The following is a 24,721-nucleotide window of genomic DNA, read 5'->3' as shown; positions in this document are numbered from 1 at the left end:
GTTTGTTTCTATAAAGTTGAACACAAGTAATCAAGGTGAGCTTTTGTTAAGCAGAGGATCACCAGCGCTGCCGTCAGTGGCCGCGCCTGAGGAGAGGATGATGGAAAAAATGAAGCTGGGCGTGAACAGCGCCATGTTCGATGGGCATTCGCCGGAAGTTGCCTTTCGTACCGTACGCGACGCGGGTTTTGCTTACATTGAGCTGGCTTACAATCAGGGCTATGTCGGGCAACTCGATCCGGCCCTGTTTGGCCGGGAGAATGCCGCACGCATCAACGATCTTAAACAGCAATATGGTCTGAAGATGCATGCACTTGGCTGCACCATTAATCTGGCAGCCCCGGATGCGGTGGAGCAATTCCGTCTGCGGGTGGCTTTTGCTCAGCAGATTGGTGCCCGCTATCTTAACGCCTGCACCGCGCGACGCGATGATCGTGCGGCATTAATAGATAACCTGCGACGCATGGCACCGATTGCCGAAGAGGCGGGCTGCATTTTGTGTATCGAGAATGGGGGCGATCCGGACTATGACGCCTTTGCGCTGGCGGAGGATGGCTTCGCGCTGCTGGAGGCCGTCAGCCATCCGGCGGTGGCATTTAATCTCGATCCCGGCAACATGGTGTCGCTCTGTCCGCAGCAGGATCCGATCGCTGAGGCGCTGACGATGCTGCCTGGCGCCCGGCATTGCCACCTTAAAGATGTGATGCGGCAGAATGGAGAATATCATTTCCCGCCGATTGGAGAAGGTGAACTCAATTATGCGCCGCTGCTTCAGGCGCTGGCGGAAAATGCTATCCCGGCCAGCCTGGAGATCCCTCTGCGAATGCACCGCCAGCCCGACAGCTGGCCGCAGCGGGCTGACCAGCCGGTTGATCCGGGCATCAGCCTTGAAGTGCTAATCCGGTCGCGGCTGGCGCTGGAAAAGATGCTGGGTTATCGGCTGGCTGCAGACCACTAACGGACCGTTCCTTAGCCGGTACGCACGCGGCGTACCGGCGGTGTCAGGCTGTCTGCGCTGCCCCGACGAGTGCCTGTTGCAGAAAATCCCGGCACGCCAGCTCGGTCTGCCAGCGATCGTCCCGATCGGTGGTGCGCATCTCCACTGCAATGCTGCGCTCCTCTAAGAGCGGATCGTCCGGCAGTTGACGGGCTGCGGCCACAATCTCCGCCGCCACGGCGGGCGTCAGGAAGCCAGGCGCGCCAAAACGCATATGGTGATCGCCGTAACCCGGATCGTGCGGATCGAGTATGGCATTGGATAAATGCAGCTGTGAGATCAGCGATCCGGACTGACGCAGAGCCGCGATCGGATCTTCCTGATTCAATGCCACATGCGCGCTATCCCAGGCGAGATAGAGCCGTGGACAGGTCCGGCGCAGCGGCTTCATCCAGTTCAGGGTTTCGTCAGTGGGGCCGATGAGCTGGCATTTATGGGCGAAGCGGTCCAGCGGCTCCAGCTGCATGATCATCTGCGGGTATTGACTCATCACTTCACCGATCTGTTCCAGCGTCTCGCCGAGTGCACTTTTGGCCGCTTCGCGCAGTGCCTCGCCGGGATCGCTGCCACTGACGAAGGCAATCCGGGTTGCGCCACAGTCGGCAGCACGATGCACCAGTTCGCAGGCCCGTTTCATGCTGCGCTTACGCTGAATCGGATCAGGGCTGCTGAGGTTCAGACCTTGCTGATTCAACACAAAGGTCATCCACTGTGTCAGCTTCACCTGCTGCGTTTCACTGATATCCCGCAGTCGTCGGGCCTGCGCCGCTTGCATCACCATGCCGGTTTCAATGAAACGATAAAATGGCTGCTGACTGAGGTGCTGAGCTATATCGACGACTTTGCTTTCATCCTGCATATCCGGAAAGAACAGCTCAGCAATATGAGCTGAGGGCACCAGCGCGGTCTGTTTCATCCTGCCTCCTGATTTATTCATAAGTTATTAATGAAAACTTTTGTTCATCAAGAAAAGCGTAATGTTGCCGGGATTAATGCGGCTGACTTCACATTTTTGACGGCGTGATGGGATTTTTTGCCCAACTGGTTAGTCACCGTTATCAATGATATGGCGCTATTATTCAGATTATTGTCCTGTTGCAGCCCTTTTTGACTGCATTTACGGAAGTGTGAGCTGTCGCAAATCTTTTCTCTGAGAATCCGCTTTAATGGCTATACATAAGATATGTTAATGAACATATGTTCAGTGTCCGGAATGCTTCCGGCATCGCCACTGACAAGCGGGAGAAAGTTATGCAAGCGTTACACCCTGATTCCGATACCGCGGCCCAGCCCACCCGGGTTCGCTGGCGCATATTCGCCGTACTCTTTGTCCTGCTGGCGGTCAATCTGATGGATCGCATTACGCTTTCCATCGGCATTCCGTTTATCAAAGATGAGTTTCACCTGTCGCCTGCCATGCAGGGACTGATTCTCAGCAGTTTTTTCTGGTCATACGCGTTGCTGCAGGTGCCGGGCGGCTGGGCGCTGGACCGCTTTGGTCCGCGTAAGGTACTGACGTTCTCCAGCATACTCTGGGGCCTTAGCCAGATTGGGCTGGCGCTGGCGACGGGCGGACTGTCGCTGATTTTCGCCCGCATTGCGCTGGGCGTTGCCGAAACGCCGATTTCGCCCTCCGGCGGCAAAATGAATGCCAGCTGGATGCCGAAATCGGAACGCGGCCGCGGCGCAGCCATCATGGATTGCGGCAGCCCGCTGGGTGTGGCGTTTGGTGGACTGATCATCGCCTATCTGATCGACATGCTCGATTCGTGGCGGCTGGCGTTTATCGTCGCCGGCCTGTTCAGCATGTCGCTGGCGCTGCTGGCGTGGTACAAGCTGCGCGATCGTCCGGAAGAGGACCCACGGGTTAACGCCGCCGAACTGGCGCAGATACGACAGGGTCGTGACGAGGGTGCGCAGCCGGATGCGCCGCCGCCAGCCGGTCCGGGCGTCGACTGGCGATCGCTGTGCGGTCTGATGTTTGGCCGGGCGACCTGGGCGATGATCTACTTTGGCCTGATGACCTGGGGACCCAGCTATCTGGCGCAGGCACGCGGCTTCGATTTGCGCTCCATCGGTAACGCCACCTTTGTGATTTTTATGCTGGGCGCAGCAGGATCACTCGGTGCCGGGTTCGCCGTCGATGCGCTGGTGAAGCGTGGCTTTCAGCACGGAACGGTGGTGAAGAGCCTGATTGCGCTGTCGGGCGGCGTTACGCTGCTGATCTTCTTTGCGTTGCCGGATGTCGCTAACCCGATTACCGCGGTGGCGATGCTGTCGGTCGCCTCCTTCTTCCTGACCGGCGGCGGCAGTATCTACTGGAGCATTCCGGCGCTGATCGCCCATCCGGCGCGCGCCGGTCTGGTCGGCGGTTTTATGAATATGGCGGGCAGCGTGGGCGGCATTCTGGTGCCGATCCTCGCTGGCCTGATCCTGCAGCTCACCGGCGGCTATGGCGGTGTGCTGACCTTCTTTACCTTGTGCGCCGCGCTCTACGTGGTCGGCACGCTGTTTATCCGTTTTGCGCCGCCGGCCGCGCCGTTGCCAACCGGCAGCACCCAAATCAGCTAACCGCTCTCGCCTGGCGGTTAGGCTGCCGGGCGACACCTTACAGGAGAGACTATGCTTCGTTTTGCCGCTAATCTGACCATGCTCTACACCGAATATCCGTTTTATGAACGCTTCGATCGCGCCGCTGAAGCCGGATTTGAGGCGGTCGAATTTTTCTTCCCCTATGGCCTGGAAAGCGCCGATATCCAGCAGGCATTGGATCGCAATCAGCAGCAGCTGGTGCTGTTTAATATGCCGCTGGGTGACTGGGATGCCGGTGACCGTGGATTCGCGGCGCAACCGGCGCGGCGTGAGGAGTTCCGCCGTGCTATCGACCAGGCGGTGAGCTATGGGCAGCAGCTGAAACCGCCACGTATTAACTGCCCGTCAGGACCGGCTGCGGGACAGGGCGATCCTCTGCCTACCCTGCGCGAAAATTTTGCCCTGGCGGCCAGCGCGCTCAGGGCGCATGACATTCAACTGGTGCTGGAGCCGATTAATCACGGTGATGTGCCTGGCGCGGTGATCTCCGGCGTGGAGCAGGCGGTGCGACTGTTTGACCAGATCGGCAGTGATAATCTGGCGGTGCAATATGACCTCTGGCATTCGCTGCGCGCCGGTGAAGATCCGTATCGCGTGCTGCCCGCCTTTATCGACCGTATCGCGCATATCCAGATTGCGGACGTTCCCGGTCGTCACCAGCCCGGCAGCGGCGAAGTCGATTTCGGGCGATTGTTCACGCTGCTGGATAACCTCAACTATGACGGCTGGGTCAGCCTGGAGTTTCATCCGCAGGGCGCAACGGACGCCAGCTTTGCCCATCTGCGTCAGCTTGGGGTGCTGAAATAAAAAAGGCCGCTGCCCTGACGGGAGCGGCCTGATGCGGCTATTGCGGCGGTTAATGTGCGTCGATAAACACAATCTTCAGCACAAACAGCAGTGCGACAATCACCACGCAAGGGCTGATTTCGCGCCAGCGGCCGGTGCCAAGTTTCATCACGCAGTAAGCGATAAAGCCCAGCGCAATGCCTTCGGTAATGGAGAAGCTGAACGGCATCATCGCGGTGGTGACGAAAGCGGGCACCGCTTCGGTCAAATCATCCCAGCGCACGCGCGACAGGCTGGCGGTCATCAAAACGCCGACATAAATCAGCGCACCGGCTGCGGCGTAGCCTGGCACCATGGCCGCCAGCGGCGACAGGAACATCACCAGCAAAAACAGCACGCCGGTGACCACCGCCATCAAACCGGTCCGGCCACCAATCGCGACGCCCGAGGTGCTTTCAATGTAGGCGGTGACCGAAGAGGTTCCTGCCAGCGCGCCGCTGACCGAGCTGATGCTGTCAACATAGAGCGCCTGCTGCATACGCGGGAAGGTGCCGGTTTCATCGGTCAGCCCGGCTTTGTCGGTAACACCGATCAGCGTGCCGGAGGAGTCGAACAGATTGACCAGCATAAAGGAGAAGATGACGCCAGCCATGCCGATGTTGAATGCACCTTTGATGTCGACCTGGCCCACCACTGAGCTGATGGCCGGCGGCGCGGAAAACAGGCCAACAAACTTCACGTCGCCCAGCATCCAGCCAATGGCGGTAGTGACCACCATAGAGATCAGTACGGCGGCATGGATATTACGTGACGCCAGAATAGCGATAATAAAGAAACCCAGCGCGCCCAGCAGTACGCTGTGCGAAGTCAGGTTGCCTACCGCCACCAGCGTATCGGGATTGGGCACAATAATGCCGGCATTTTTCAGCCCCATCATGGCGATAAACAAACCAATCCCGGCGGTGATGCCGACGCGCAGACTCAGCGGAATGTTGGCAATCATCCAGTAGCGCACCCGCAGCAGCGTCAGGATCAGCAGGCCCACCGCACCCCAGAAGATCGCGCCCATGCCGACCTGCCAGGAATAGCCCATCGCGCCCACCACCACAAAGGCGAAAAAGGCGTTCAGCCCCATCGCCGGCGCCAGCGCCACCGGCAGATTGGCAAACAGCCCCATCAGAATACTGCCGAAGGCGGCAATCAGGCAGGTGGTGACAAACACCGCCTGGGTGTCCATACCGGCCACGCCAAGGATCTGCGGGTTCACAAAGACGATGTAAACCATGGTGAGAAAGGTGGTTACCCCTGCGATCACTTCGGTGCGCACCGTGGTGCCATGTTCCTGCAGTTTAAAGATGCGCTGCAAAAGGCCTTGCTTGCTCATGCCATCCATCCAGAAGAAAAAATCATCGGCGCGTATCCTGGCGATTTTACCAGGCCAATACAATGATTTTTCGCAACCGATTGCCACTCTCGCAATCTTCGCTCAGTACGGTAGAGTGAGGGACGCCCATAAAATCAAAGGATAGAGTCTGATGTCAGTAGAATGCGTCTTTTTCGATTGCGATGGCACGCTGGTGGACAGCGAACTGCTCTGTACCCAGGCCTACGTCAATACCTTCGCCCGCTATGGCATCGACCTGTCGCTGCAGCAGATGTTTGAGCAGTATAAAGGCGTCAAACTGTACGACATCATCCGCGACGTCGGTGAAGCGCATCAGACGTCGTTACCGATGGAAGAGGTGGAAACCGCCTATCGTGCCGAAGTGGCACAGCTGTTTGACCAGCATCTCAAGCCGATCGACGGCGCGAAAGCGCTGGTTGAGCAGATCAAAGTGCCGATGTGCGTGGTGTCGAACGGAACGGTGAAGAAGATGCAGCACTCGCTGGGCTTAACCGGCATGCTGCCGCGGTTTGCTGACCGTCTCTACAGCGGTTATGACATTCTGCACTGGAAGCCCGATCCGGAACTGATGTACCACGCTGCCGAGCAGATGCAGGTCGCGATTGAGCGCTGCATTCTGGTGGATGACTCTGAAGCGGGCGCGCGTGCCGGCATTGCCGCCGGTATTCCGGTCTTCTACTACTGCGCCGATGCGCATAACCCGGAACTGGATCATCCGCTGGTGACGCGATTCGACAACATGGCGGAGCTGCCCGCGCTGTGGCGCGCCCGCGGCTGGGACCTGGTATAACAGGCTTCAGCCGGGCCCGGCCTGTCGTGTCAGCAGCGCGCGCAGCCCGTCAGCTGACGAAGTGACGTTTATCGACGCGTTTAAGTACCATCGCCAGCAGCAGGCTGCCGCCCAGCGTGACGCCGAATACCCATGGCAGATCGAGCCACGGACGTGACATATCGTCGTAATGATGGGTACGCAGATAGTGGATAAACAGCGCGTGAAAACCGTAGATCGGCAGTGAATAGCGCGCAATCAGCGCTAAACCCGGCAGCGCGCGCTGGTTAAGCGCATTTTTAAACACCATCAGCAGACTAATCGCCGCGATAAATACCAGAGGCCCGCAGTAGAGATACCAGGTGTCGTTAAACGCCCCGTTGACCCGTAACGCCTGCTTTGTGCCCAGCGCAATGCCTATGACGCAGGCGATAAATACACCAGTGGCGGCAGGCGTCAGCCCACGTCTTGTCGTCTCCATGGTGCCGATCGCCCGTCCTAACAGTGCATACAGCAGGTAATAGATGCTGTCACCGCTGACATAAAGGTTGACCGGCAGAAAGTGAAACGGCCCCAGCGACTGGCTGACGGTATTGGGATTGGCCAGTACCGCCAGCACCAGCACCAGCAGCGCCACATAACGCGCCTGCACGCTTTTCACCTGTATCAGCGGCGACATCAGATAGATGCCGATCAGCGCAAAAAAGAACCACAGATGATAAAAAACCGGCTTTTGCAGCATTTTCAGAATCGAGCGCCCTTCACTGATCGGCGTCAGCCAGGTGATGTAGGCCAGCGACACGGCGCTGTAAAATAACAGGCAGAGCACCAGCCGTATCATGTGGCGCGGCTGCGCGCTGCGCTCACCAAAAAACAGGTAGCCGGAGATCATAAAAAACAGCGGTACGCAGACCCGTGAGGCGGAGTTCAGCAGGTTAGCAACATCCCAGCTGGCGCCGGTTACCGCCATGGGGCCGGTGATATACCAGGTGGTGGTGTGGATCACGATCACCATCAGGCAGGCAACCGCGCGTAAATTATCGATCCAGTAAATCTTCTGCGGCATGGCGTCCTCTTGCGCATAGCGTCCGTGCGAAGAAGGGTAGCCAGGCGCGGCGATGGCAACAACCTTTAGCCGCAGGATTCAGAGACCTCTGTATGGCTGCAACAGGCGATTACGGTGAAACCGCGCCGCAACCGCACAGGATTTCCGGCTGCACATCGCGCGGTCAAAGGGTATACTGTTGCCCTCTTTTTTCATCTAGCCAATCGCGTGCAAATTCAACATGCAAAAGTTTGATACCAAGACCTTTCAGGGCCTGATCCTGACCTTGCAGGATTACTGGGCACGTCAGGGCTGCACCATTGTTCAACCGCTGGACATGGAAGTAGGCGCTGGCACTTCACACCCGATGACCTGCCTGCGCGCACTCGGCCCGGAGCCGATCGCCGCCGCTTACGTGCAGCCGTCTCGCCGTCCGACCGATGGTCGCTACGGTGAGAACCCGAACCGCTTACAGCACTATTACCAGTTCCAGGTGATCATTAAACCGTCACCGGACAACATTCAGGAGCTGTATCTCGGGTCGCTGAAAGAGCTGGGTATGGACCCGACGGTGCATGACATTCGCTTTGTGGAAGATAACTGGGAAAACCCGACGTTGGGTGCCTGGGGACTGGGCTGGGAAGTGTGGCTCAACGGCATGGAAGTGACGCAGTTCACTTACTTCCAGCAGGTCGGTGGCCTGGAGTGCAAGCCGGTGACCGGTGAGATCACCTATGGCCTGGAGCGTCTGGCGATGTATATCCAGGGCGTCGACAGCGTCTACGATCTGGTGTGGAGCGACGGTCCGCTGGGTAAAACCACCTACGGCGACGTGTTCCATCAGAACGAAGTGGAGCAATCCACCTATAACTTCGAATACGCCGACGTCAATTTCCTCTTTACCTGCTTTGAGCAGTACGAGAAAGAGGCGCAGCATCTGCTGGCGCTGGAAAAACCGCTGCCGCTGCCCGCTTACGAACGCATCCTGAAAGCCGCACACAGCTTTAACCTGCTGGATGCACGCAAAGCGATCTCGGTCACCGAGCGCCAGCGCTATATTCTGCGTATCCGCACCCTGACGAAAGCCGTGGCTGAAGCTTACTACGCCTCTCGCGAGGCACTGGGCTTCCCGATGTGCAATAACAAAAAGTAAGAGGCAGCCATGACTGACAAAACTTTCCTGGTGGAGATCGGCACCGAAGAGCTGCCACCAAAAGCCCTGCGCAGCCTGGCTGAAGCCTTTGCTGCGCAGGTTACTGCGGAACTTGATGCCGCTAACCTGAACCACGGTGAGGTGACCTGGTTTGCCGCGCCGCGCCGTCTGGCGCTGAAAGTCGCTAACCTCAGCGCTTCCCAGCCCGATCGGGAAGTGGAAAAACGCGGTCCGGCGGTCAGCGCGGCGTTTGACGCCGACGGTAACGCCACCAAAGCCGCAGAAGGCTGGGCACGCGGTAACGGTATCACCGTTGATCAGGCTGAACGTCTGAGCACCGATAAAGGCGAATGGCTGGTTTATCGCGCCCAGGTTAAGGGCGAAGCTGCGCAAACCCTGCTGCCAGCGATGATCGCTACCGCGCTGAGCAAACTGCCGGTGCCAAAACTGATGCGCTGGGGCGACAGCGATGTGCAGTTTGTCCGTCCGGTTCACACCGTGACCCTGCTGCTCGGCGAAGAGCTGATCCCGGCCACCATTCTGGGCATCGACTCGGCGCGGACTATTCGTGGTCACCGCTTCATGGGCGAACAGGACATCACCCTTGATAATGCCGATCAGTATCCGGATGTGCTGGAGAAACGCGGTAAAGTGATCGCCGACTACCAGACCCGTAAAGCGATGATCAAGGCTGATGCCGAAGCGGCCGCGCGCCGTCTGGGCGGTAATGCCGATCTCAGCGACAGCCTGCTGGAAGAGGTCACGTCGCTGGTGGAGTGGCCAGTCGTCCTGACCGCCACCTTTGAAGAGAAATTCCTCAAGGTGCCGGCTGAAGCGCTGGTCTACACCATGAAAGGCGATCAGAAATATTTCCCGGTGTATGACAATGACGGCAACCTGCTGCCGAACTTCATTTTTGTCACCAATATCGAATCCAGCGATCCGCGCCAGATTATCTGGGGTAACGAGAAAGTGGTGCGTCCGCGTCTGGCCGATGCGGAGTTCTTCTTCAATACCGACCGCAAAAAGCGTCTGGAAGATCATCTGCCACGGCTGGAAACGGTGCTGTTCCAGAAAGAGCTGGGCACGCTGCGTGATAAAACCGATCGCATTCAGGCGCTGGCGGGCTGGATTGCCGGTGAAATTGGTGCCGATGTGAATCACGCCACCCGCGCCGGCCTGCTGTCGAAGTGTGACCTGATGACCAACATGGTCTTCGAATTCACCGACACTCAGGGCGTGATGGGGATGCACTACGCGCGCCACGACGGCGAAGCCGAAGATGTGGCGGTGGCGCTGAATGAGCAGTATCAGCCACGCTTTGCCGGTGATGCGCTGCCTTCCAGCCCGGTCGCCTGTGCGCTGGCGATTGCCGATAAAATGGATACGCTGGCCGGTATTTTCGGCATTGGTCAGCATCCAAAAGGCGACAAAGATCCGTTCGCACTGCGTCGTGCGGCGCTGGGCGTGCTGCGTATTATTGTTGAGAAGAACCTGCCGCTCGACCTGCAAACCCTCACCGAAGAAGCGGTGCGTCTGTATGGCAGCAAGCTGAGCAACGCTCGCGTGGTGGATGATGTGATCGACTTTATGCTGGGCCGCTTCCGCGCCTGGTATCAGGAAGAAGGTCACAGCATTGATACGCTGCAGGCGGTACTGGCGCGTCGTCCGACCCGTCCGGCAGACTTCGATGCCCGCATGAAAGCGGTGTCGCATTTCCGTACGCTGGATGCCGCCGCTGCGCTGGCCGCCGCCAACAAGCGCGTCTCTAACATTCTGGCAAAATCGACCGAAACGCTGAGTGACAGCGTGCAGGCGTCGCTGCTGAAAGAGAATGAAGAGATTCAGCTGGCGACCTTTGTCACCGCGCTGAGCAGCAAGCTGCAGCCTTACTTCGCCGAAGGCCGTTATCAGGATGCGCTGATTGAACTGGCGCAGCTGCGTGAAGCCGTAGATAACTTCTTCGATAAGGTGATGGTCAACGCGGATGATCCGGCGGTGCGGGTTAATCGCCTGACGCTGCTGGCGAAACTGCGTGAACTGTTCCTGCAGGTGGCGGATATCTCGCTGCTGCAGTAAACCTTTCAGTGCAGTATGGAAAAGGGACGAGCTATCGTCCCTTTTTTTATTAAGTTTTCCCGCCTCTAAAGCCTTTTCTGCCTGTTATCTGACGGCAACTGTTTTCAACCTTTAAATAACCTCAATTCTCATAAAGCAATAAATAATCGTTATAACGCCCCTTTGCCAACATAAATTTAAATTAAACGGCCCATCCATATCAGATTATTACAAAAATTAAATGGCCGCATTACACGTAATATATTTCGGTAATCCTCTTGTTAAGAAACCGCCTGAAAAAAAGATATTCTATTGTTTTTCTGATTTTCAGGTAGATAATTCGCCAGTAATTACAGCCGGTTAAAATTAATGAAATGGATTTTCATGAAACGAATTTTTTTATTCCTCAGGTTATCGCTAACGCGTTTATTCGTCGTGCTGGCGGGATCGCTGTTTAGCTGCGTTTTACCCCTGCTGGCGGCCACGCCAGCAGACACCCGCCAACAGGAAAGTCAGGCGATTGATGCTCGCGAGCAGTTGCGTCAGCAGGCGCGTGAACGTGCGCTGCAACAGCAGAATGCGCCGCAGGCTAATGAGCATCTTCCCCGGCCCGACAGATTGCTGCCCGATTATCCTGCCAGTGAGCATCCTTGTTTTATCGTTGATCGCCTTGTACTGACTGGCGAGGCAGCCAGCCAGTTTCAGTGGGCGCTCAATGCCGCCGCAGACGCCACCGGCCGCTGCCTGGGCAGCCAGGGGATCGTCCTCGCCATCAACAAAGTGCAGAATGCGATTCTCGCCAAAGGCTATGTCACCACTCGCGTGATGGCGCAGGAGCAGGATCTGACCAAAGGTGTGTTAACGCTGACGTTACAGCCGGGCCGTATCAGCAAGATCCGCTTTGATGAACCGGTGTCCTGGCGCGGACGGTTGTGGAATGCGATTCCGGCATCATCGGGCGATATTTTGAATCTGCGGGATATTGAGCAGGGTCTGGAGAACTTTAAGCGGGTGCCGAGTGCCAGTGCCGACATTAAAATCGTGCCTGGCGACAAGGAAGCCACCAGCGATCTGCAGGTCAACTGGCAGGAAGGCCGCCCGGTGCGGCTCAGTCTGGGACTGGATGACAGCGGCTCCAGAACTACCGGGCGCTATCTCGGTTCCGCCACCCTCGCAGTGGATGCGCCTTTTGCGCAGAACGATCTGTTCTACGCCAACATCGGCAAAAATTTGTTTGAGCATGGGCCTTTCGGCAACCGCTCGCACACCCTGAATTACTTTTTCCCGATAGGATACTGGGCCGTTTCCGCCAACTACAACGACTACACCTATCACCAGAACATCCCCAATGCCAACGAGGTGCTGCGCTACAGCGGCAAGAGCGACAATGTCCAGCTCACGGTCTCCCGGTTGCTCTACCGCGATCGGTCGCACAAAACCACGCTTAACCTGCGCGGCTATCGAAAGCACGCCACCAACGCCGTCAACGATATCGATATTGAGCAGCAAAAGCGGCGCACCGCGCGCTGGGAGCTGGGCCTGAATCAGCATAGCTACCTGGGCAGCAGCACGCTGGACGCTAATATTGCCTGGCGGCGCGGTACCGGTGCGTTTAATGCGCTTCCTGCGCCGGAAGAGTCGCGACATCAGGGCAGCGCACGTACCGGCATATTGCTGGGCGACCTCAGCATTAATCAGCCTTTCGCCGTGGGCGAGCAGCCCTGGCGGGTTTACAGCAGCGTGCGGGGACAATGGAGTCCGAATGCCCTGACGCCGCAGGAGCGAATGGCGATTGCTGGCCGCTATACGGTACGCGGCTTCGATGGTGAACAGATGCTGTCGGGGGAAAAAGGACTGCTGTGGCGTAATGAAATCGGCTGGAATCTTTTCTCGCGCGGACATGAGCTCTATCTGGCTGCCGATTATGGCCGGGTAAGCGGACCCGGCACGCACTACCTGGTTGGACATCAACTGGCTGGCAGCGCACTTGGCGTGCGTGGCGCACTATGGCAACGGTTCAGCTATGACCTGTTTGCTGGTATGCCGCTCTATAAGCCTGCAGGCTTTCATACTTCAGGCGTAACGGCAGGTTTTAGCATTAATCTGGAAATCTGATCGGCAAAGCCCGCTTTCCCGCTTCGCTAACGATTTGAATGGACCGCTTTTTCTCACGGATGTGACCCATGAATAAACATTGCTATCGTATTATCTTCAGCCGTACCCATGGGGAACTCCGTGTGGTATCGGAACTGGCCCGCAGTTGCAGCACTGAACCGGGCCAGAGTTGTGGCAACGGTTCGGCGCGCCTCTGGGTCACTCTACGCCGTGCGACGTGGCTGCTTGGACTGGCCCTGTTTGCCGGGCCAGCAATGGCGAACGGCATTGTAGCGGATAGTAATGCTACGCCAGGACAGCGGCCGGATATCATCGCTACCCAGAACGGGTTGCCACAGGTCAATATCACGGCCCCCAATCAGGCGGGTATCTCGCATAACCAGTATCAGCAATTCGACGTCGCGCAGAATGGCGCCATCCTGAATAACTCCGCAGTGATGACCTCAACACAACTGGCCGGAATGATTCAGGGCAACCCGGTTCTCAACCCAAACGCCCCAGCGGCGCGGGTGATCATCAACGAAGTAAACAGCAATAATCCCAGCCAGCTACGTGGTTATATGGAAGTGGCGGGCGGACGGGCGCAGGTGATCGTTGCCAACCCGGCCGGGATCGTCTGTAACGGATGCGGCACCATCAACGCCGGCCGCATGACGCTGACCACTGGCAAGCCACAACTCAATGCTGACGGCAGCCTGGCGGGTTATCAGGTCGAACGTGGCGTGGTGCGCATTGAAGGCGGCGGACTCAACGGCGATCCCCGTCATGATACTGAGTACGTTGATGTACTGGCCCGCGCGGTGGAGATCAATGCGGGCGTCTGGGCCAAAAAAGAGCTGGCGGTGGTGGCCGGTCGCAACCGCGTAAGCGCAGACGCACAGACGGTCACACCGCTGGCTGACGACGGCAGCGCCAGACCTGAACTGGCGATCGACATGGGGCAGATGGGCGGCATGTACAGCGGCCAGATCCGCATGATTGGCACCGAAGCGGGCGTTGGCGTACGTAATCAGAATGCCCAGGTTCAGGCGGGCAAAACGCTGGTGGTGAGCAGCGAAGGTAAGCTCGTCTGGCAATCGGCGGCACAGGATGGCGTGACGCAGGCTGGAGGCGACATCAGCCTGGCGGCCAGAGAGGATATTGACTATCAGGGCAAACTCCACAGTGGTGGTCAGCTGACGGTCCGGAGCCGCGAAGGCGGAATCACTCAGTCCGGCACCCTGGCGGCGGCAGGTGATGTGCGGCTGACCGCGGCCCGCGGCATACAGAGCAGCGGACACCTGCTGGCAGGCAGCGATGCCAGCAGCCAGGTTGTGCAGGAAGCTAATCTGCAGCTTGAGAGCCAGGATGTCATTCGCGCAAGCGGTAGCCTGCTGAGCAAAAAAGAGGTCAGCGTGCGCGGACGCCGGGTCGATCTCAGTGGCGCTCAGATCGCGGCCAGCCGCGCAACGCTGACGGCTCAGGAAGGGGGTGTTGCCGTGCGTCAGGCGGTGATCAATGGTGATGAGCTGGTGATTAACACGGCAGGTGATATTGAGGCGCAGCAGGCGCAGATTAGCGCCGGGCGCTGGCAGATCGATGGACGCAGCCTGTTCAGCCAGCAGGCCGGATGGTCACAGACCGGAAGTGGCGAAAGCCGCTTCACACTGAGTGGTGGGCTGGATAACAGCGACGGAACGATTGAGAGCCGGCAGCTCAGCTTCCGGGCCGCCTCCCTGAATAACCAGCGTGGGCGCATGGTCGCACTCGACAACGTGGCGCAAACCTGGCGGATTGACGGTCTGCTCGACAATACCGCGGGTGAGCTGGGTAACAACGGCGATCTGGTGCTTGAAACAGGCAGCCTGACTAACCAGGGTGGTACCGTCAAAACCCAGGCGGCACTGACTATGAATGCCAGCGCGGCTGTTAACAACAGTCAGGGTAAACTGCTGGCCGGTGATGCGCTGACGCTCAGCGCGGGTGCTGACCTGAATAATCAGTCTGGCACCCTGAACGGCGGTCAGCTGTTGCTGAATGTGCAGCATCTGAATAATGCGCAGGGCGAGATCGTCAGCCAGCGCGACCTCGGCCTGACAGTAAGTGGACTGGACAATCAGGCTGGCCAGATCGTAGCGCGCGGGGCGCTGGATATTCACACCGGTGAATGGAACAACCGTGGCGGCACGGCGCAAAGCGAAACGCAGCTCAGCGCGCAAGCCAGCAGCCTCAATAACGACGACGGCAAACTGCTCTCCAGCCAGCAATTAAGCCTCTCCGTGCACGATCAGATCAGCAACCGCACAGGTGAAATCAGCGGCACCGCGCTGAAGGTGAACAGCAGCAGCTTCGATAATACTCAGGGCAAAGTGATTGGCCAGAAGACGCTGGATCTCATTGCCGGTCAGGGGATTGACAACACACAGGGGCTACTGGGTGCGGGTGACGCACTGACTATCCGTACCGATGGCGAACTCAATAACCGTGGTGGAACGCTTCAGAGTAACGATCTGACCACACTGGCGGCGCGTGAGATGCAGAATGAGGCAGGTAAGATCCTCAGCGGCCAGCAGCTGACGCTGAATACCTCGGGCCAGCTGAGCAACCGTTCAGGTGAAATCAGCGGTAAATCACTGCTGCTTAACACCAGCCAGATCGATAATGCCCGGGGCAAACTGATTGCGCTGCATGATCTGAGCCTGGCGACGCCACAGGGCCTGGATAACAGCGGCGGCTGGATCGAAGCGGGCCATCATCTCTCCCTCAACAGCGGCGGACTCTGGCAGAACCGTGACGGTATGGCGCAGGGCGGTGAGCGGGTTACGGCGACGGCAGACCAGCTCAATAACGGCAGCGGCCGGTTGCAATCTGGCGGTGATCTCGCCCTTACCAGCCACGGCACTATTCTCAACCAGGGTGGCAAACTCACGGCGCAAAACGCGCTCGCGATCCGTGGCACCGCAGCGACGCTGTTTAATAACGATGGCGGATCGTTGCAAAGCGGTGGCGATCTTCTCCTGCAGGGTGGATCGCTGACCAATCGCCAGTCAGGACTGATTTTTAGCCAGCAGGCACTTACGCTCAATCTGACGGGCGATTGGGACAATCAGGGCGGCAGCCTTACCGGCAATGGCCGCACGCAGGCCAGCGCCGCGAATCTGTTGAATGCTCAGGGCGCGATCAATGCGCTGGACACGCTGGATATGCAGTTCTCCGGCCGTCTGGATAACAGCAATGGCCGAATTTTCAGCCGGTTAAACCAGACCCTCCAGGCGCAGGAGATGGGCAATGCCCAGGGCTGGATGGGCAGCCAGGCGAGCTGGACTGCCACCAGTGCCGGTTTCGATAACACGGCGGGCAGTGTGCAAAGTCAGCAGCAGGCGGAACTCACGGCGAACTGGCTCAGTAACGCCAGCGGCGTGCTGCAATCGGCTGCTGGTATGGTGTTACGTGTTGCTCAGGACATCAACAACCTTGCCGGTAAGATTTCTGCCCAGCAGCAACTGACGGTGCAAGGTCAGACCGACGGTAGTCGCGCCGGTAACATAAACAATACGGGCGGCCAGTGGCTGTCTGGTGAGGCGCTGACTATCACCGCTGCGCGTCTTGATAACACCCAGGGCGGTCTGCTCTATAGTCAGCGGCAGTCACGGCTGAACCTGGCCGGTGATCTGGATAACCGGGCCGGTAAAGTGCAGAGCGGCGAAGTATTTCAGCTGGATGCGCAGGTACTGAACAACGCAGGCGGCAACATCGACAGTCAGCAACAGCTTACCCTGCAGCTGTCTGGTCAGATTGATAACAGTGGCGGTGCGGTACGCAGCAACGGCGGACAGCAAATCAATGCCGCGACGATCGATAACCGTCAGGGCGTGTTCAGCAGTCTTGAGACGATAAACCTGACTACCGGGCTGCTGGAGAATGCCAGCGGCACGCTGATCAGCCAGGGCGCGGGCTTCTATCATGTCGACACGCTCAATAATCAGCAGGGCAAAGTTCACAGCGGGGCGGTGCTGACTTTGAATGCCACGCAGCTGAACAACCAGAGCGGACAGATGGTCGCCACTCAGGATTTAGTGCTGAACGCCACGGCGATCGATAACCGTTCACAGGGCATGATCAGCAGCCAGGCGGGACTCTCACTGCAGGCCGATCGCTTTATCAACCGCGACGGTGGCCTGTTACTCGGCACCACCTACACCGACATTTCTGTCCGTGATATCGATAACAGCGCCGGACGGCTGCAAAGCGCTGGTACGCTCATGTTGCGCGGTGTTGCACAACTGGACAACCGGCAGGGACGTGTGCTGGCGAATGGCGACCTCACCATCAACGGTGATCTCTCACCGACTGATTCACCGCTGGTGCTGCTCAATCAGAGCGGAAGGCTGGAGAGTGCTGGCGTATTGAGCATCCATGCACACTCTTTCAATAATCAGGACGGCACGCTGCTGGGCTTGCAGGCGCTGACGCTGACCGCGCAACAGGACTATACCCACAACGCGGGCGAAACTATCAGCAGTAACGGGACGGTAACCTTCTCTCTAAGCGGGGCACTGACTAACCTGGTTGACTGGCTGCTGCCGGGTAATCTGGTGCTGAATGCCTCGGCCATAACCAATCCTGCGATGCTGGTGGGCAAAACAGTTCAGCTCACTACCGGTGCGCTGCTGAACAGCGGGCGTCTTGAAGCTGATGCCCTGACGCTGAATGTCGACTCGCTGGATAACAGCGCCACCGTGATGGGCGATGAGGTCACCGTGCGTGGCCGGGTGATTGACAACCATGGACAGCCTGCAGTCATCGCGGCGACTGAAAGTCTGACGCTGCAGACCGGTGAGCGCCTGACCAACCGGGACGGCGCTCTGCTCTATAGCGGCGACCGGATGCACCTTCACAGTGATGACCTGATTGAGAATCGGGCAAGTTTTATCGAAACGGACGGTGATGCAACGATTGAGGCGCGGCGGCTCGATAACCTGCGCGAAGGGCTGGTGATAGAGCGTGAGGCTGAGACCAGCGACTACAAGTGGCATCGATATAACTACTACTGGCGATCTTACGGCTCAGCAGTGAGCACCGATCTCAGCACCATGGCGTCGACCACACAGCAACTGACTTTCCAGGATGAGGCAGCGGCGCAGAGTAATCCTTACGGCACGCTGCTGGCGATTGACGCGGCGGGCAAACGCGCTCAGGTGCGTGTCAAAAACAATCAAGGTCAACTGACTGAGCTGTGGATAAATTATCTGGCGCTTAAACCCAACGCCGACGGCAGCTATGCCATGACTTTTTATGAGACCCGTGGATACCGCCAGAAGGGTGCCCCGACGCCTTATCACAATACCTTCTGGCGCGAACATAACATTGGGCAAATTGAACAGTGGGACCCGGAACGTCACATCGACATCGATAGTGCGCCGTTTGTCTCCGATTACAATAATCTGCGTGAGCGTACTGCTACTGGCACGGTTACACGCGACCAACTGGTAAGCGAAGGCATCGGAGCCCGTATTCTGGCGGGTGGCAACATGATCCTGCGCATCACGGATAAGTTGCTCAATGACGCCAGCGTTATTACCGCCAATGGCAACCTGACACATGAAGGTGGGGGAAGCGTAGATAACCGGGGCTATTCGGTCAATGAGCGACGGCAGGAAGTGATTGTCGATCACTATGACAAGGATACCCATCACTGGTATCCGACCTTCAATTCCGATGAGACCACCGCCCTGGCAACCGTTGACGGCATCATTACCGGCAACGGAAACGTCACGATAAACGGATTCAGCATCACCAACACCACGGTTAATCAGGCGCAGATCAGCCAGCTTGAAGCGGCGCTGCAGGCAGTGGACGCTGAGCGTGCGGAGTATGAACGAAATCCGCTGGCCTTTGCCGTAGACGGCATTGCCCGTCATGACGGCGACACAGAACTTGCAGCGGGCGGCCAGCTTACGCAGTCCGGCCTCAGCTCCCCATCTCAGCCAGGACGACCGCTGTTACCGGCAGAGCTGGCCCTGACGGCGCTGCAACAACTGGAAAGAGTCGCCACAACCCTCCCCAATAACGGCCTGTTCAGTCAGCATACCGCGGCGGGCAGCCCGTATCTGGTGGTGACTGACGAGCGCTTTACCAGCCAGAGCAAATTTATCAGCAGCGACTATCTGCTCGAACAGGTGGGTTACGATCCGTCACTGGTGCATAAACGCCTGGGTGACGGTTTCTACGAGCAGCGACTGGTGCGCGAGCAGGTGCTGAAACTGACCGGCAGGCCTTCCGTTAACGGCTGGGATGCGATGGCGCAGTATCAGGAGTTGATGAACAACGGCTCTAAAGTGGCGCAGGATTTCCATCTGGTGCCGGGCGTGGCGTTGACGCCGCCACAAATCGCGGCGCTGCAACAGGATATCGTCTGGCTGGTCAGCGAAACTGTTGATACGGCAGACGGCCCTCAGACAGTGTGGGTGCCGAAAGTTTATCTGGCACAGACCACGCTGCGGTTAACCGGGGATGGGGCAGTGATTGGTGGAGGCAACCTGCAACTCTCGGCCGACAGCGTGACCAATGCCGCTAACCTGTTTGCTGACAAGGCGCTGTCCATCGATGCCGGAGAGTTTCTGCATCAAAGCGGCGATATCAAGGCGGGCAGCATTAATGTGCGGGCCGACCAACTGACAATCAGCACTAATTTGCAGGATGCGCTGCGTCAGGCGACGATGAGCGCCGATGATATTCGTCTCAGCGGTACTGATATAACGCTCGCTGGAGCGAAGCTGGATGCCACCGATAATCTCAGCTTGCTGGCAAGCAACGACCTGACCATTACCGCTGCGAAAAGCAGCCATACCGCGGATCTTGCTTTCATATCGGGCTCGATGGGGAACCGTACCCGCGACGGCATGGAAGAGGCTGGTTCACGGCTGGCGCATGTTAGTGGTGAATGGCAGCAGGCGCTCGGCAGTGAACTCAACGCCGGAGGCAATCTCCTTCTCTCAGCCGGGCGGGACGTCACACTCACCGGCAGTCAGGCCAATGCTGGCGGCCAGCTCGATGTGCAGGCAGCGGGCGATATCACTATCAGGGCTGAAACCACCACCAATACCACCCATCTTGAGGCTGACAGCCGCACCTCGTCGGTCAGCAACAGTCGCCAGGAAGATCGTCTGTTGCTCAGCACCCTGAGCGGCGCTCAGGGTGTGACGCTGGTGGCGGGTAATAACCTGCTGGCCGAAGGCGCGCAGGTCGACAGTACCGGGGGCCGCATTGGCGTCAGCGCGCAGAACGTCACCATTAAAGATGCGCGCGCCAGCCTGTTAGCTCAGGACAGCGAGAACAAGCGCGAAGGCAATACCCGCAGCCACCGCGAGGAGGAAAGCACACGTGAGAGCAGCACCGGCAGCACCTTCAGCGGGCAGCAGGGCGTGACGGTGATCGGGCGGGAGAACGACGTTACCGTCACTGGCAGTACGCTTCACAGCGAACAGGGCGCTGTCGGGCTGCAGGCGAAGCGGGACGTGGTGCTGAACAGCGCCACCGAACGTGAGTCGTTTTACAGCGAAGAGCGCTCAGAGAATAAAAGTCTGTTGAAAAAAAGCAGCGGTCACAGCGTGACGCGGGACGTTACCACCCGTGAGAACGGCAGCCTGCTGAGCGGCGAAAGCGTCACGGTCATCGCCGGACGCGACCTGACGGTGACCGGATCGGCGGTGGCTGCCGATCGGGACGTCAGTCTGCGGGCCGGGCGCGACGTGGAGATCGGCGCGGCAACCGAGACCGACAGCCACTACCAGCTGAAAGAAAAGAAAAAGAGCGGGCTGCTGGGCAGCGGCGGCATCGGCTTCACTATCGGCAAGCAGTCCACCCGCCATGAAATCGATGAGAAGGGCACGACCCAGAGCCAGAGCGTCAGCACCGTCGGCAGCAGCCAGGGCAGCGTGAACATCACGGCGGGCAACCGGCTGCACGTCGGCGGCGCAGACCTGGTGGCGGGTCAGGACCTGAACCTGACGGGCGACAGCGTAACTGTCGACCCGGGCGTTGATTCACGCAGCCGTAAGGAAACCTTCGAGCAGAAACAGAGCGGTCTGAGCATCGCCCTGTCAGGCACGGCGGGCAGCGCGCTCAACACGGCGGTGAGCAGCGCGCAGCAGGCCAGGAAGTCGGGCGACGGTCGGGTCAGCGCGCTGCAGAACACCCAGGCGGCGCTGAATGGGGTGCAGGCGGCACAGGCGGCTCAGATGGACGGGCTGCAGAACGGCGGAGAAGGCGGGAGCAACACCATCGGCGTCAGCGCCTCGTACGGCAGCCAGTCGTCGAAAAGCGAGACGCGTACCGAGAGCAGCCAGTCGCAGGGCAGCACGCTGACGGCGGGCCGGAACCTGACCGTCACGGCAACCGGCAAAAACGATACGGCGCAGAGCGGCGACATCAGCATCACCGGCAGCCAGCTGAAGGCGGGCGGCGACCTGGGGCTTGATGCGTCGCGGGACATCCTGCTGCAGTCGGGGCAGAACACGCAGAGCACCGACAGCAAAAACAGCAGCAAAGGCGGCAGCGCCGGCGTCGGTATCGGCGCGGGGTCGGGCGGCTACGGCATCAGCGTGTCGGCGAGCGTCAACGCGGCGAAGGGCAGTGAAAAAGGCAACGGGCTGACGCACAGCGAGACCACGCTGGACGCGGGCAACCGGCTCAGCCTGACCAGCGGGCGCGACACCACGCTCAGGGGCGCGCAGGCCAGCGGTGAGAGCGTGAAGGTGGACGCGGGCCGCAACCTGACGCTGGCCTCGGAGCAGGACAGCGACCGCTACGACAGCAGACAGCAGAGCACCAGCGCGGGCGGCAGCGTCACCTTCGGCTCAATGACCGGGTCGGCGAACGTGAGCCGGGATAAGATGCACAGCACCTGGCAGAGCGTGGCGGAGCAGACCGGCATCTTCGCCGGGAAGGGCGGCTTTGACGTGACCGTGGGTGAGCACACCCAGCTCGACGGGGCGGTCATCGCGAGTACGGCGACGGCGGATAAAAACCGGCTGGACACCGGCACGCTGGGCTTCGGCGATATTGAGAACCACGCGGACTATAAGGTGGAGCACCAGAGCGCGGGCATCAGCACCGGCGGCAGCGTGGGCGGTCAGTTCGCCGGCAACATGGCGAACGGGATGCTGGCGGGACTGAACGACAGCGGCAGCGCGGACTCCACTACGAAGTCGGCGGTGAGCGAAGGCACCATCGTTATCCGCGATAAGGAAAAACAGGCGCAGGACGTTGCAGATTTAAGCCGCGACGTGGAAAATGCGAATCCGGGTCTTGAGACCATCTTCGACAAGGAGAAGGAGCAGAACCGGCTGAAGGCGGCTCAGCTGATAGGGGAAATCGGCAGCCAGGCGGGCGATATTGCGCGGACGCAGGGTGAGATCATCGCAACCCGGAAGGCGAACGATAAGATGTCCGGCGTCACGCAGACCGACCGCGACAGGGCGCTGGCTGAGCTTAAAGCCAAGGATCCGACGAAGCAGTACAGCGCAGACGACGTCAGTAAACAGGTTTACAGCAACTTCTACAATCAGGCGTTCGCCGACAGCGGATTCGGTACCGGCGGTAAGGTGCAGCGGGCCATCAGCGCGGTGACGGCGGCGGTGCAGGGCCTGTCGGGCGGGAACGTGGCGCAGGCGATAAGCGGCGCGTCGGCACCGTACCTGGCGGAAAAGATACACGAGCTGACCACGGACGCGAACGGCAAGGTTAATACCGAAGCGAACCTGATGGCGCACGCGGTGCTGGGTGCGGTAACCTCGTATGCGGCGGGCAACTCGGCGCTGGCGGGCGCCTCGGGCGCGGCAATGGGTGAGTATATCGCGCAGCAGCTGTATCCGGGGGTTAAGCGCAGTGACCTGTCTGAGGAGCAGCGGCAGACGATAAGTGCGCTGGGTACGCTGGCGGCGGGTCTGGCGGGCGGCGTGGTTGGTGACAGCACGGCGGATGCGGTGGCGGGGGCTCAGGCGGGAAAAAATGCTGTTGAGAATAATCATCTAAGCAGCAAGCAGATAGATACTTGGTCTGCTGAAATGAAGCAGTGTCAGGCTGGCGGCGGTGACTGTAGCGGTATTATTACTAAGTACGAAGAACTGAGTACCGCACAGCAGAATCAGCTTATAAGCGACTGCGTAACCAGCCCGGCGACCTGCCAGCAGAAATACGGCGATGTGCTGGCCGACAGCATGGCGGTGAAACAGGCAATAGATCGGGCAATGGGCGAAGATATCCCGATCAAGATGGTCTACGATCTGACAGCAACCTGGGCGCACCAGATGGACGCAGACGGGATCGTTGCCAGCAATAACGTGTCAGAGCAGATCATGGCGAAATATGGCCTTGATCAGGCTCAGGCGGATATTATTGCGGGCGTGGCGCTAAGTGCACTGGGCGGGATGAATAAGGCTGGGAAAGGCAGTGCATTACCGACTCCGAAGGCGACAGTAGCTTCGAATGGCTTGGTTTATAAATCAAATCCCAAGCATACTGCTGGACAATTAGGTAATAGACCTAATGCAGGAATTGAACCTCAAGATTCTTTGAAATTATTTGAGTCTTCTGTTTCAAGCTCAAAAAAATATCCAAATAAGGAAGTCAGGTTTTCTGTTGATAGTAAAGGTAATGTTCACCGTTTTGAAGGTACAAATGGTGAATATCATTGGAATGGGAGTTCTGGTGATGAAAAAAATCCATTAACTGGGAAACAGATACCCAGTGATGTACAGAAACAGCTTGGAGTGAAAATAAAATGATCTATGGTGATCCATTTAGTTTTGCGCTTCAATTTGATGTAGTTGAAGCCTGGAATATCCCTGGAGATACGTGGAGAAATGGGGTTTTTTCACTATATATAGATGGTGAAAGGCTGTTTCATGCTATCGAGCCTGTAGAGTTAAAAACTACGTTTAGTTTTTATTGTAATGCACCATTGGATGAGCTTTGTATAAATGATTTGAGTATCGATGCTGATAGTTTATATAGGAATGCAGAAAGCTATTTTACCGGCGATGGTACTGAACTGATTGATGGATTATTCGATATGACATGTACTGCTATGGAAGATAATGCTTGTTACCTGTACCTCCTCAAAACAAGTACAGGAGATCGTCTGCTCTGGAGTACAGATGATGGTAAGCATATAAATGAAAAAACATTGCCAGAAAATACAATAAGTAAAATAGTGAGTCAGTTACAAAAAAGCTCAGTGTAATCAGTTGGGAGCTCAGCCAATCTGAAGTGCACCCCCCTACTCGTTGGATATCCAACGAGTAGGGGTGCACTTCAATCGAGCCGGGATATTTTTATCTGCCGATTAAACCTCAGCCAGCCGGATAATCAGCTGCCCCGCAGCCGGGATCACCTCGTTCTTCTGCCCGGTCGTAAATCCCAGCGCTTCCAGCCAGCGGCCCTTGATGGTGAGCTGCGGCAGCGGGTTCGGCTGGCCTTTATTAGGCCGGTATCCCACTCTGTAATAATATGCCCGCGATTCACCAGCGGCGGTTGTGGACGTACGGGTCCCTGACTTATGATGCGTGTTAGCCATAATTAACTCCCAATCAGTTAGTTGTGGTCAGCGTCTGTTACGGGGTGCAACCCGTAGCAGACGCGCTAAAAATCTCTCGTTACGTTCTCCCTTCTCTGTTTTCTCCTGTTCAAATATACACCTTCTTCTATATAAACCCGTTGGAAGTCAGGTAATAGATTGAGAGGCGTCTCTGAAAAACAGATTTTTTTCTCCTTTTGCCTGATTTGTGTGTATCCCTTCTTCCTGATGTTATATGTACCTG

Annotated in this window: 13 protein-coding genes; 9 read left to right on the top strand and 4 right to left on the bottom strand. The window is 58.0% G+C overall.

Going from position 1 to position 24,721, the window contains the following annotated elements; genetic code table 11:
• Positions 1-97: 97 nt before the first annotated feature.
• A complete protein-coding gene (locus LZU96_RS19700) occupies positions 98-958 on the top strand; it encodes a sugar phosphate isomerase/epimerase family protein (RefSeq protein ID WP_233985732.1) in 861 nt (286 codons plus the stop codon).
• Positions 959-1,001: 43 nt separating this feature from the next.
• Here LZU96_RS19700 and LZU96_RS19695 read toward each other — a convergent pair whose 3' ends face one another.
• A complete protein-coding gene (locus LZU96_RS19695) occupies positions 1,002-1,913 on the bottom strand; it encodes a sugar phosphate isomerase/epimerase family protein (RefSeq protein WP_233985731.1) in 912 nt (303 codons plus the stop codon).
• A 335-nt stretch (positions 1,914-2,248) separates the two neighbouring features.
• Here LZU96_RS19695 and LZU96_RS19690 point away from each other — a divergent pair, with 335 nt between their 5' ends.
• Together LZU96_RS19690 and LZU96_RS19685 are read left to right on the top strand one after the other, a co-directional pair.
• Entirely contained in the window at positions 2,249-3,568 is a 1,320-nt protein-coding gene (locus LZU96_RS19690; RefSeq protein ID WP_233985730.1) for an MFS transporter, read from the top strand.
• Between the two features lie 51 nt (positions 3,569-3,619).
• Positions 3,620-4,396, top strand: coding sequence for a hydroxypyruvate isomerase family protein (locus LZU96_RS19685; protein WP_233985729.1), 777 nt, complete (start codon positions 3,620-3,622; stop codon positions 4,394-4,396).
• 49 nt (positions 4,397-4,445) lie between these two features.
• Here the strand turns inward: LZU96_RS19685 and LZU96_RS19680 are convergent, their stop codons facing one another.
• A complete protein-coding gene (locus LZU96_RS19680; protein ID WP_233985728.1) occupies positions 4,446-5,759 on the bottom strand; it encodes an NCS2 family permease in 1,314 nt (437 codons plus the stop codon).
• Between the two features lie 151 nt (positions 5,760-5,910).
• Between LZU96_RS19680 and yieH the strand changes: the two genes are divergently transcribed.
• Complete coding sequence (gene yieH, locus LZU96_RS19675) at positions 5,911-6,570, top strand: 6-phosphogluconate phosphatase (RefSeq protein WP_233985727.1); 660 nt, start codon at positions 5,911-5,913, stop codon at positions 6,568-6,570.
• Positions 6,571-6,619: 49 nt separating this feature from the next.
• Here yieH and LZU96_RS19670 read toward each other — a convergent pair whose 3' ends face one another.
• Complete coding sequence (locus tag LZU96_RS19670; protein WP_233985726.1) at positions 6,620-7,615, bottom strand: acyltransferase; 996 nt, start codon at positions 7,613-7,615, stop codon at positions 6,620-6,622.
• 220 nt (positions 7,616-7,835) lie between these two features.
• Here LZU96_RS19670 and glyQ point away from each other — a divergent pair, with 220 nt between their 5' ends.
• The 5 genes from glyQ (at position 7,836) to LZU96_RS19645 (ending at position 24,144) form a co-directional block, all read left to right on the top strand.
• Positions 7,836-8,747 (top strand): glycine--tRNA ligase subunit alpha, encoded by a 912-nt coding sequence (gene glyQ, locus LZU96_RS19665; RefSeq protein WP_233985725.1) that lies wholly within the window; start codon positions 7,836-7,838, stop codon positions 8,745-8,747.
• A 9-nt stretch (positions 8,748-8,756) separates the two neighbouring features.
• Complete coding sequence (gene glyS, locus LZU96_RS19660; RefSeq protein ID WP_233985724.1) at positions 8,757-10,826, top strand: glycine--tRNA ligase subunit beta; 2,070 nt, start codon at positions 8,757-8,759, stop codon at positions 10,824-10,826.
• 363 nt (positions 10,827-11,189) lie between these two features.
• A complete protein-coding gene (locus LZU96_RS19655) occupies positions 11,190-12,920 on the top strand; it encodes a ShlB/FhaC/HecB family hemolysin secretion/activation protein (RefSeq protein WP_233985723.1) in 1,731 nt (576 codons plus the stop codon).
• Positions 12,921-12,988: 68 nt separating this feature from the next.
• A complete protein-coding gene (locus tag LZU96_RS19650; RefSeq protein ID WP_233985722.1) occupies positions 12,989-23,686 on the top strand; it encodes a hemagglutinin repeat-containing protein in 10,698 nt (3,565 codons plus the stop codon).
• Positions 23,683-24,144: an immunity 42 family protein gene (locus tag LZU96_RS19645; protein ID WP_233985721.1), complete on the top strand. Its 462-nt coding sequence runs from the start codon at positions 23,683-23,685 to the stop codon at positions 24,142-24,144. The genes LZU96_RS19650 and LZU96_RS19645 overlap by 4 nt, the downstream gene beginning before the upstream one ends.
• Positions 24,145-24,246: 102 nt before the next feature.
• Here the strand turns inward: LZU96_RS19645 and LZU96_RS19640 are convergent, their stop codons facing one another.
• Complete coding sequence (locus LZU96_RS19640; protein ID WP_233985720.1) at positions 24,247-24,477, bottom strand: SymE family type I addiction module toxin; 231 nt, start codon at positions 24,475-24,477, stop codon at positions 24,247-24,249.
• Positions 24,478-24,721 lie beyond the last annotated feature (244 nt).

It is taken from the genome of Pantoea agglomerans (assembly GCF_021397715.1).
Taxonomy (GTDB): Bacteria; Pseudomonadota; Gammaproteobacteria; order Enterobacterales; family Enterobacteriaceae; genus Pantoea; species Pantoea astica.
Note: the sequence above shows the minus strand (reverse complement) of the source record. Positions and strands in the feature narration are given on the sequence as shown.

Excerpts from the sequence above, each read along its gene's own strand:
- LZU96_RS19700 (WP_233985732.1), top strand. The coding sequence starts at position 98 with ATGATGGAAAAAATGAAGCTGGGCGTGAACAGCGCCATGTTCGATGGG.
- LZU96_RS19695 (WP_233985731.1), bottom strand. The coding sequence starts at position 1,913 with ATGAAACAGACCGCGCTGGTGCCCTCAGCTCATATTGCTGAGCTGTTC.
- LZU96_RS19690 (WP_233985730.1), top strand. The coding sequence starts at position 2,249 with ATGCAAGCGTTACACCCTGATTCCGATACCGCGGCCCAGCCCACCCGG.
- LZU96_RS19685 (WP_233985729.1), top strand. The coding sequence starts at position 3,620 with ATGCTTCGTTTTGCCGCTAATCTGACCATGCTCTACACCGAATATCCG.
- LZU96_RS19680 (WP_233985728.1), bottom strand. The coding sequence starts at position 5,759 with ATGAGCAAGCAAGGCCTTTTGCAGCGCATCTTTAAACTGCAGGAACAT.
- yieH (WP_233985727.1), top strand. The coding sequence starts at position 5,911 with ATGTCAGTAGAATGCGTCTTTTTCGATTGCGATGGCACGCTGGTGGAC.
- LZU96_RS19670 (WP_233985726.1), bottom strand. The coding sequence starts at position 7,615 with ATGCCGCAGAAGATTTACTGGATCGATAATTTACGCGCGGTTGCCTGC.
- glyQ (WP_233985725.1), top strand. The coding sequence starts at position 7,836 with ATGCAAAAGTTTGATACCAAGACCTTTCAGGGCCTGATCCTGACCTTG.
- glyS (WP_233985724.1), top strand. The coding sequence starts at position 8,757 with ATGACTGACAAAACTTTCCTGGTGGAGATCGGCACCGAAGAGCTGCCA.
- LZU96_RS19655 (WP_233985723.1), top strand. The coding sequence starts at position 11,190 with ATGAAACGAATTTTTTTATTCCTCAGGTTATCGCTAACGCGTTTATTC.
- LZU96_RS19650 (WP_233985722.1), top strand. The coding sequence starts at position 12,989 with ATGAATAAACATTGCTATCGTATTATCTTCAGCCGTACCCATGGGGAA.
- LZU96_RS19645 (WP_233985721.1), top strand. The coding sequence starts at position 23,683 with ATGATCTATGGTGATCCATTTAGTTTTGCGCTTCAATTTGATGTAGTT.
- LZU96_RS19640 (WP_233985720.1), bottom strand. The coding sequence starts at position 24,477 with ATGGCTAACACGCATCATAAGTCAGGGACCCGTACGTCCACAACCGCC.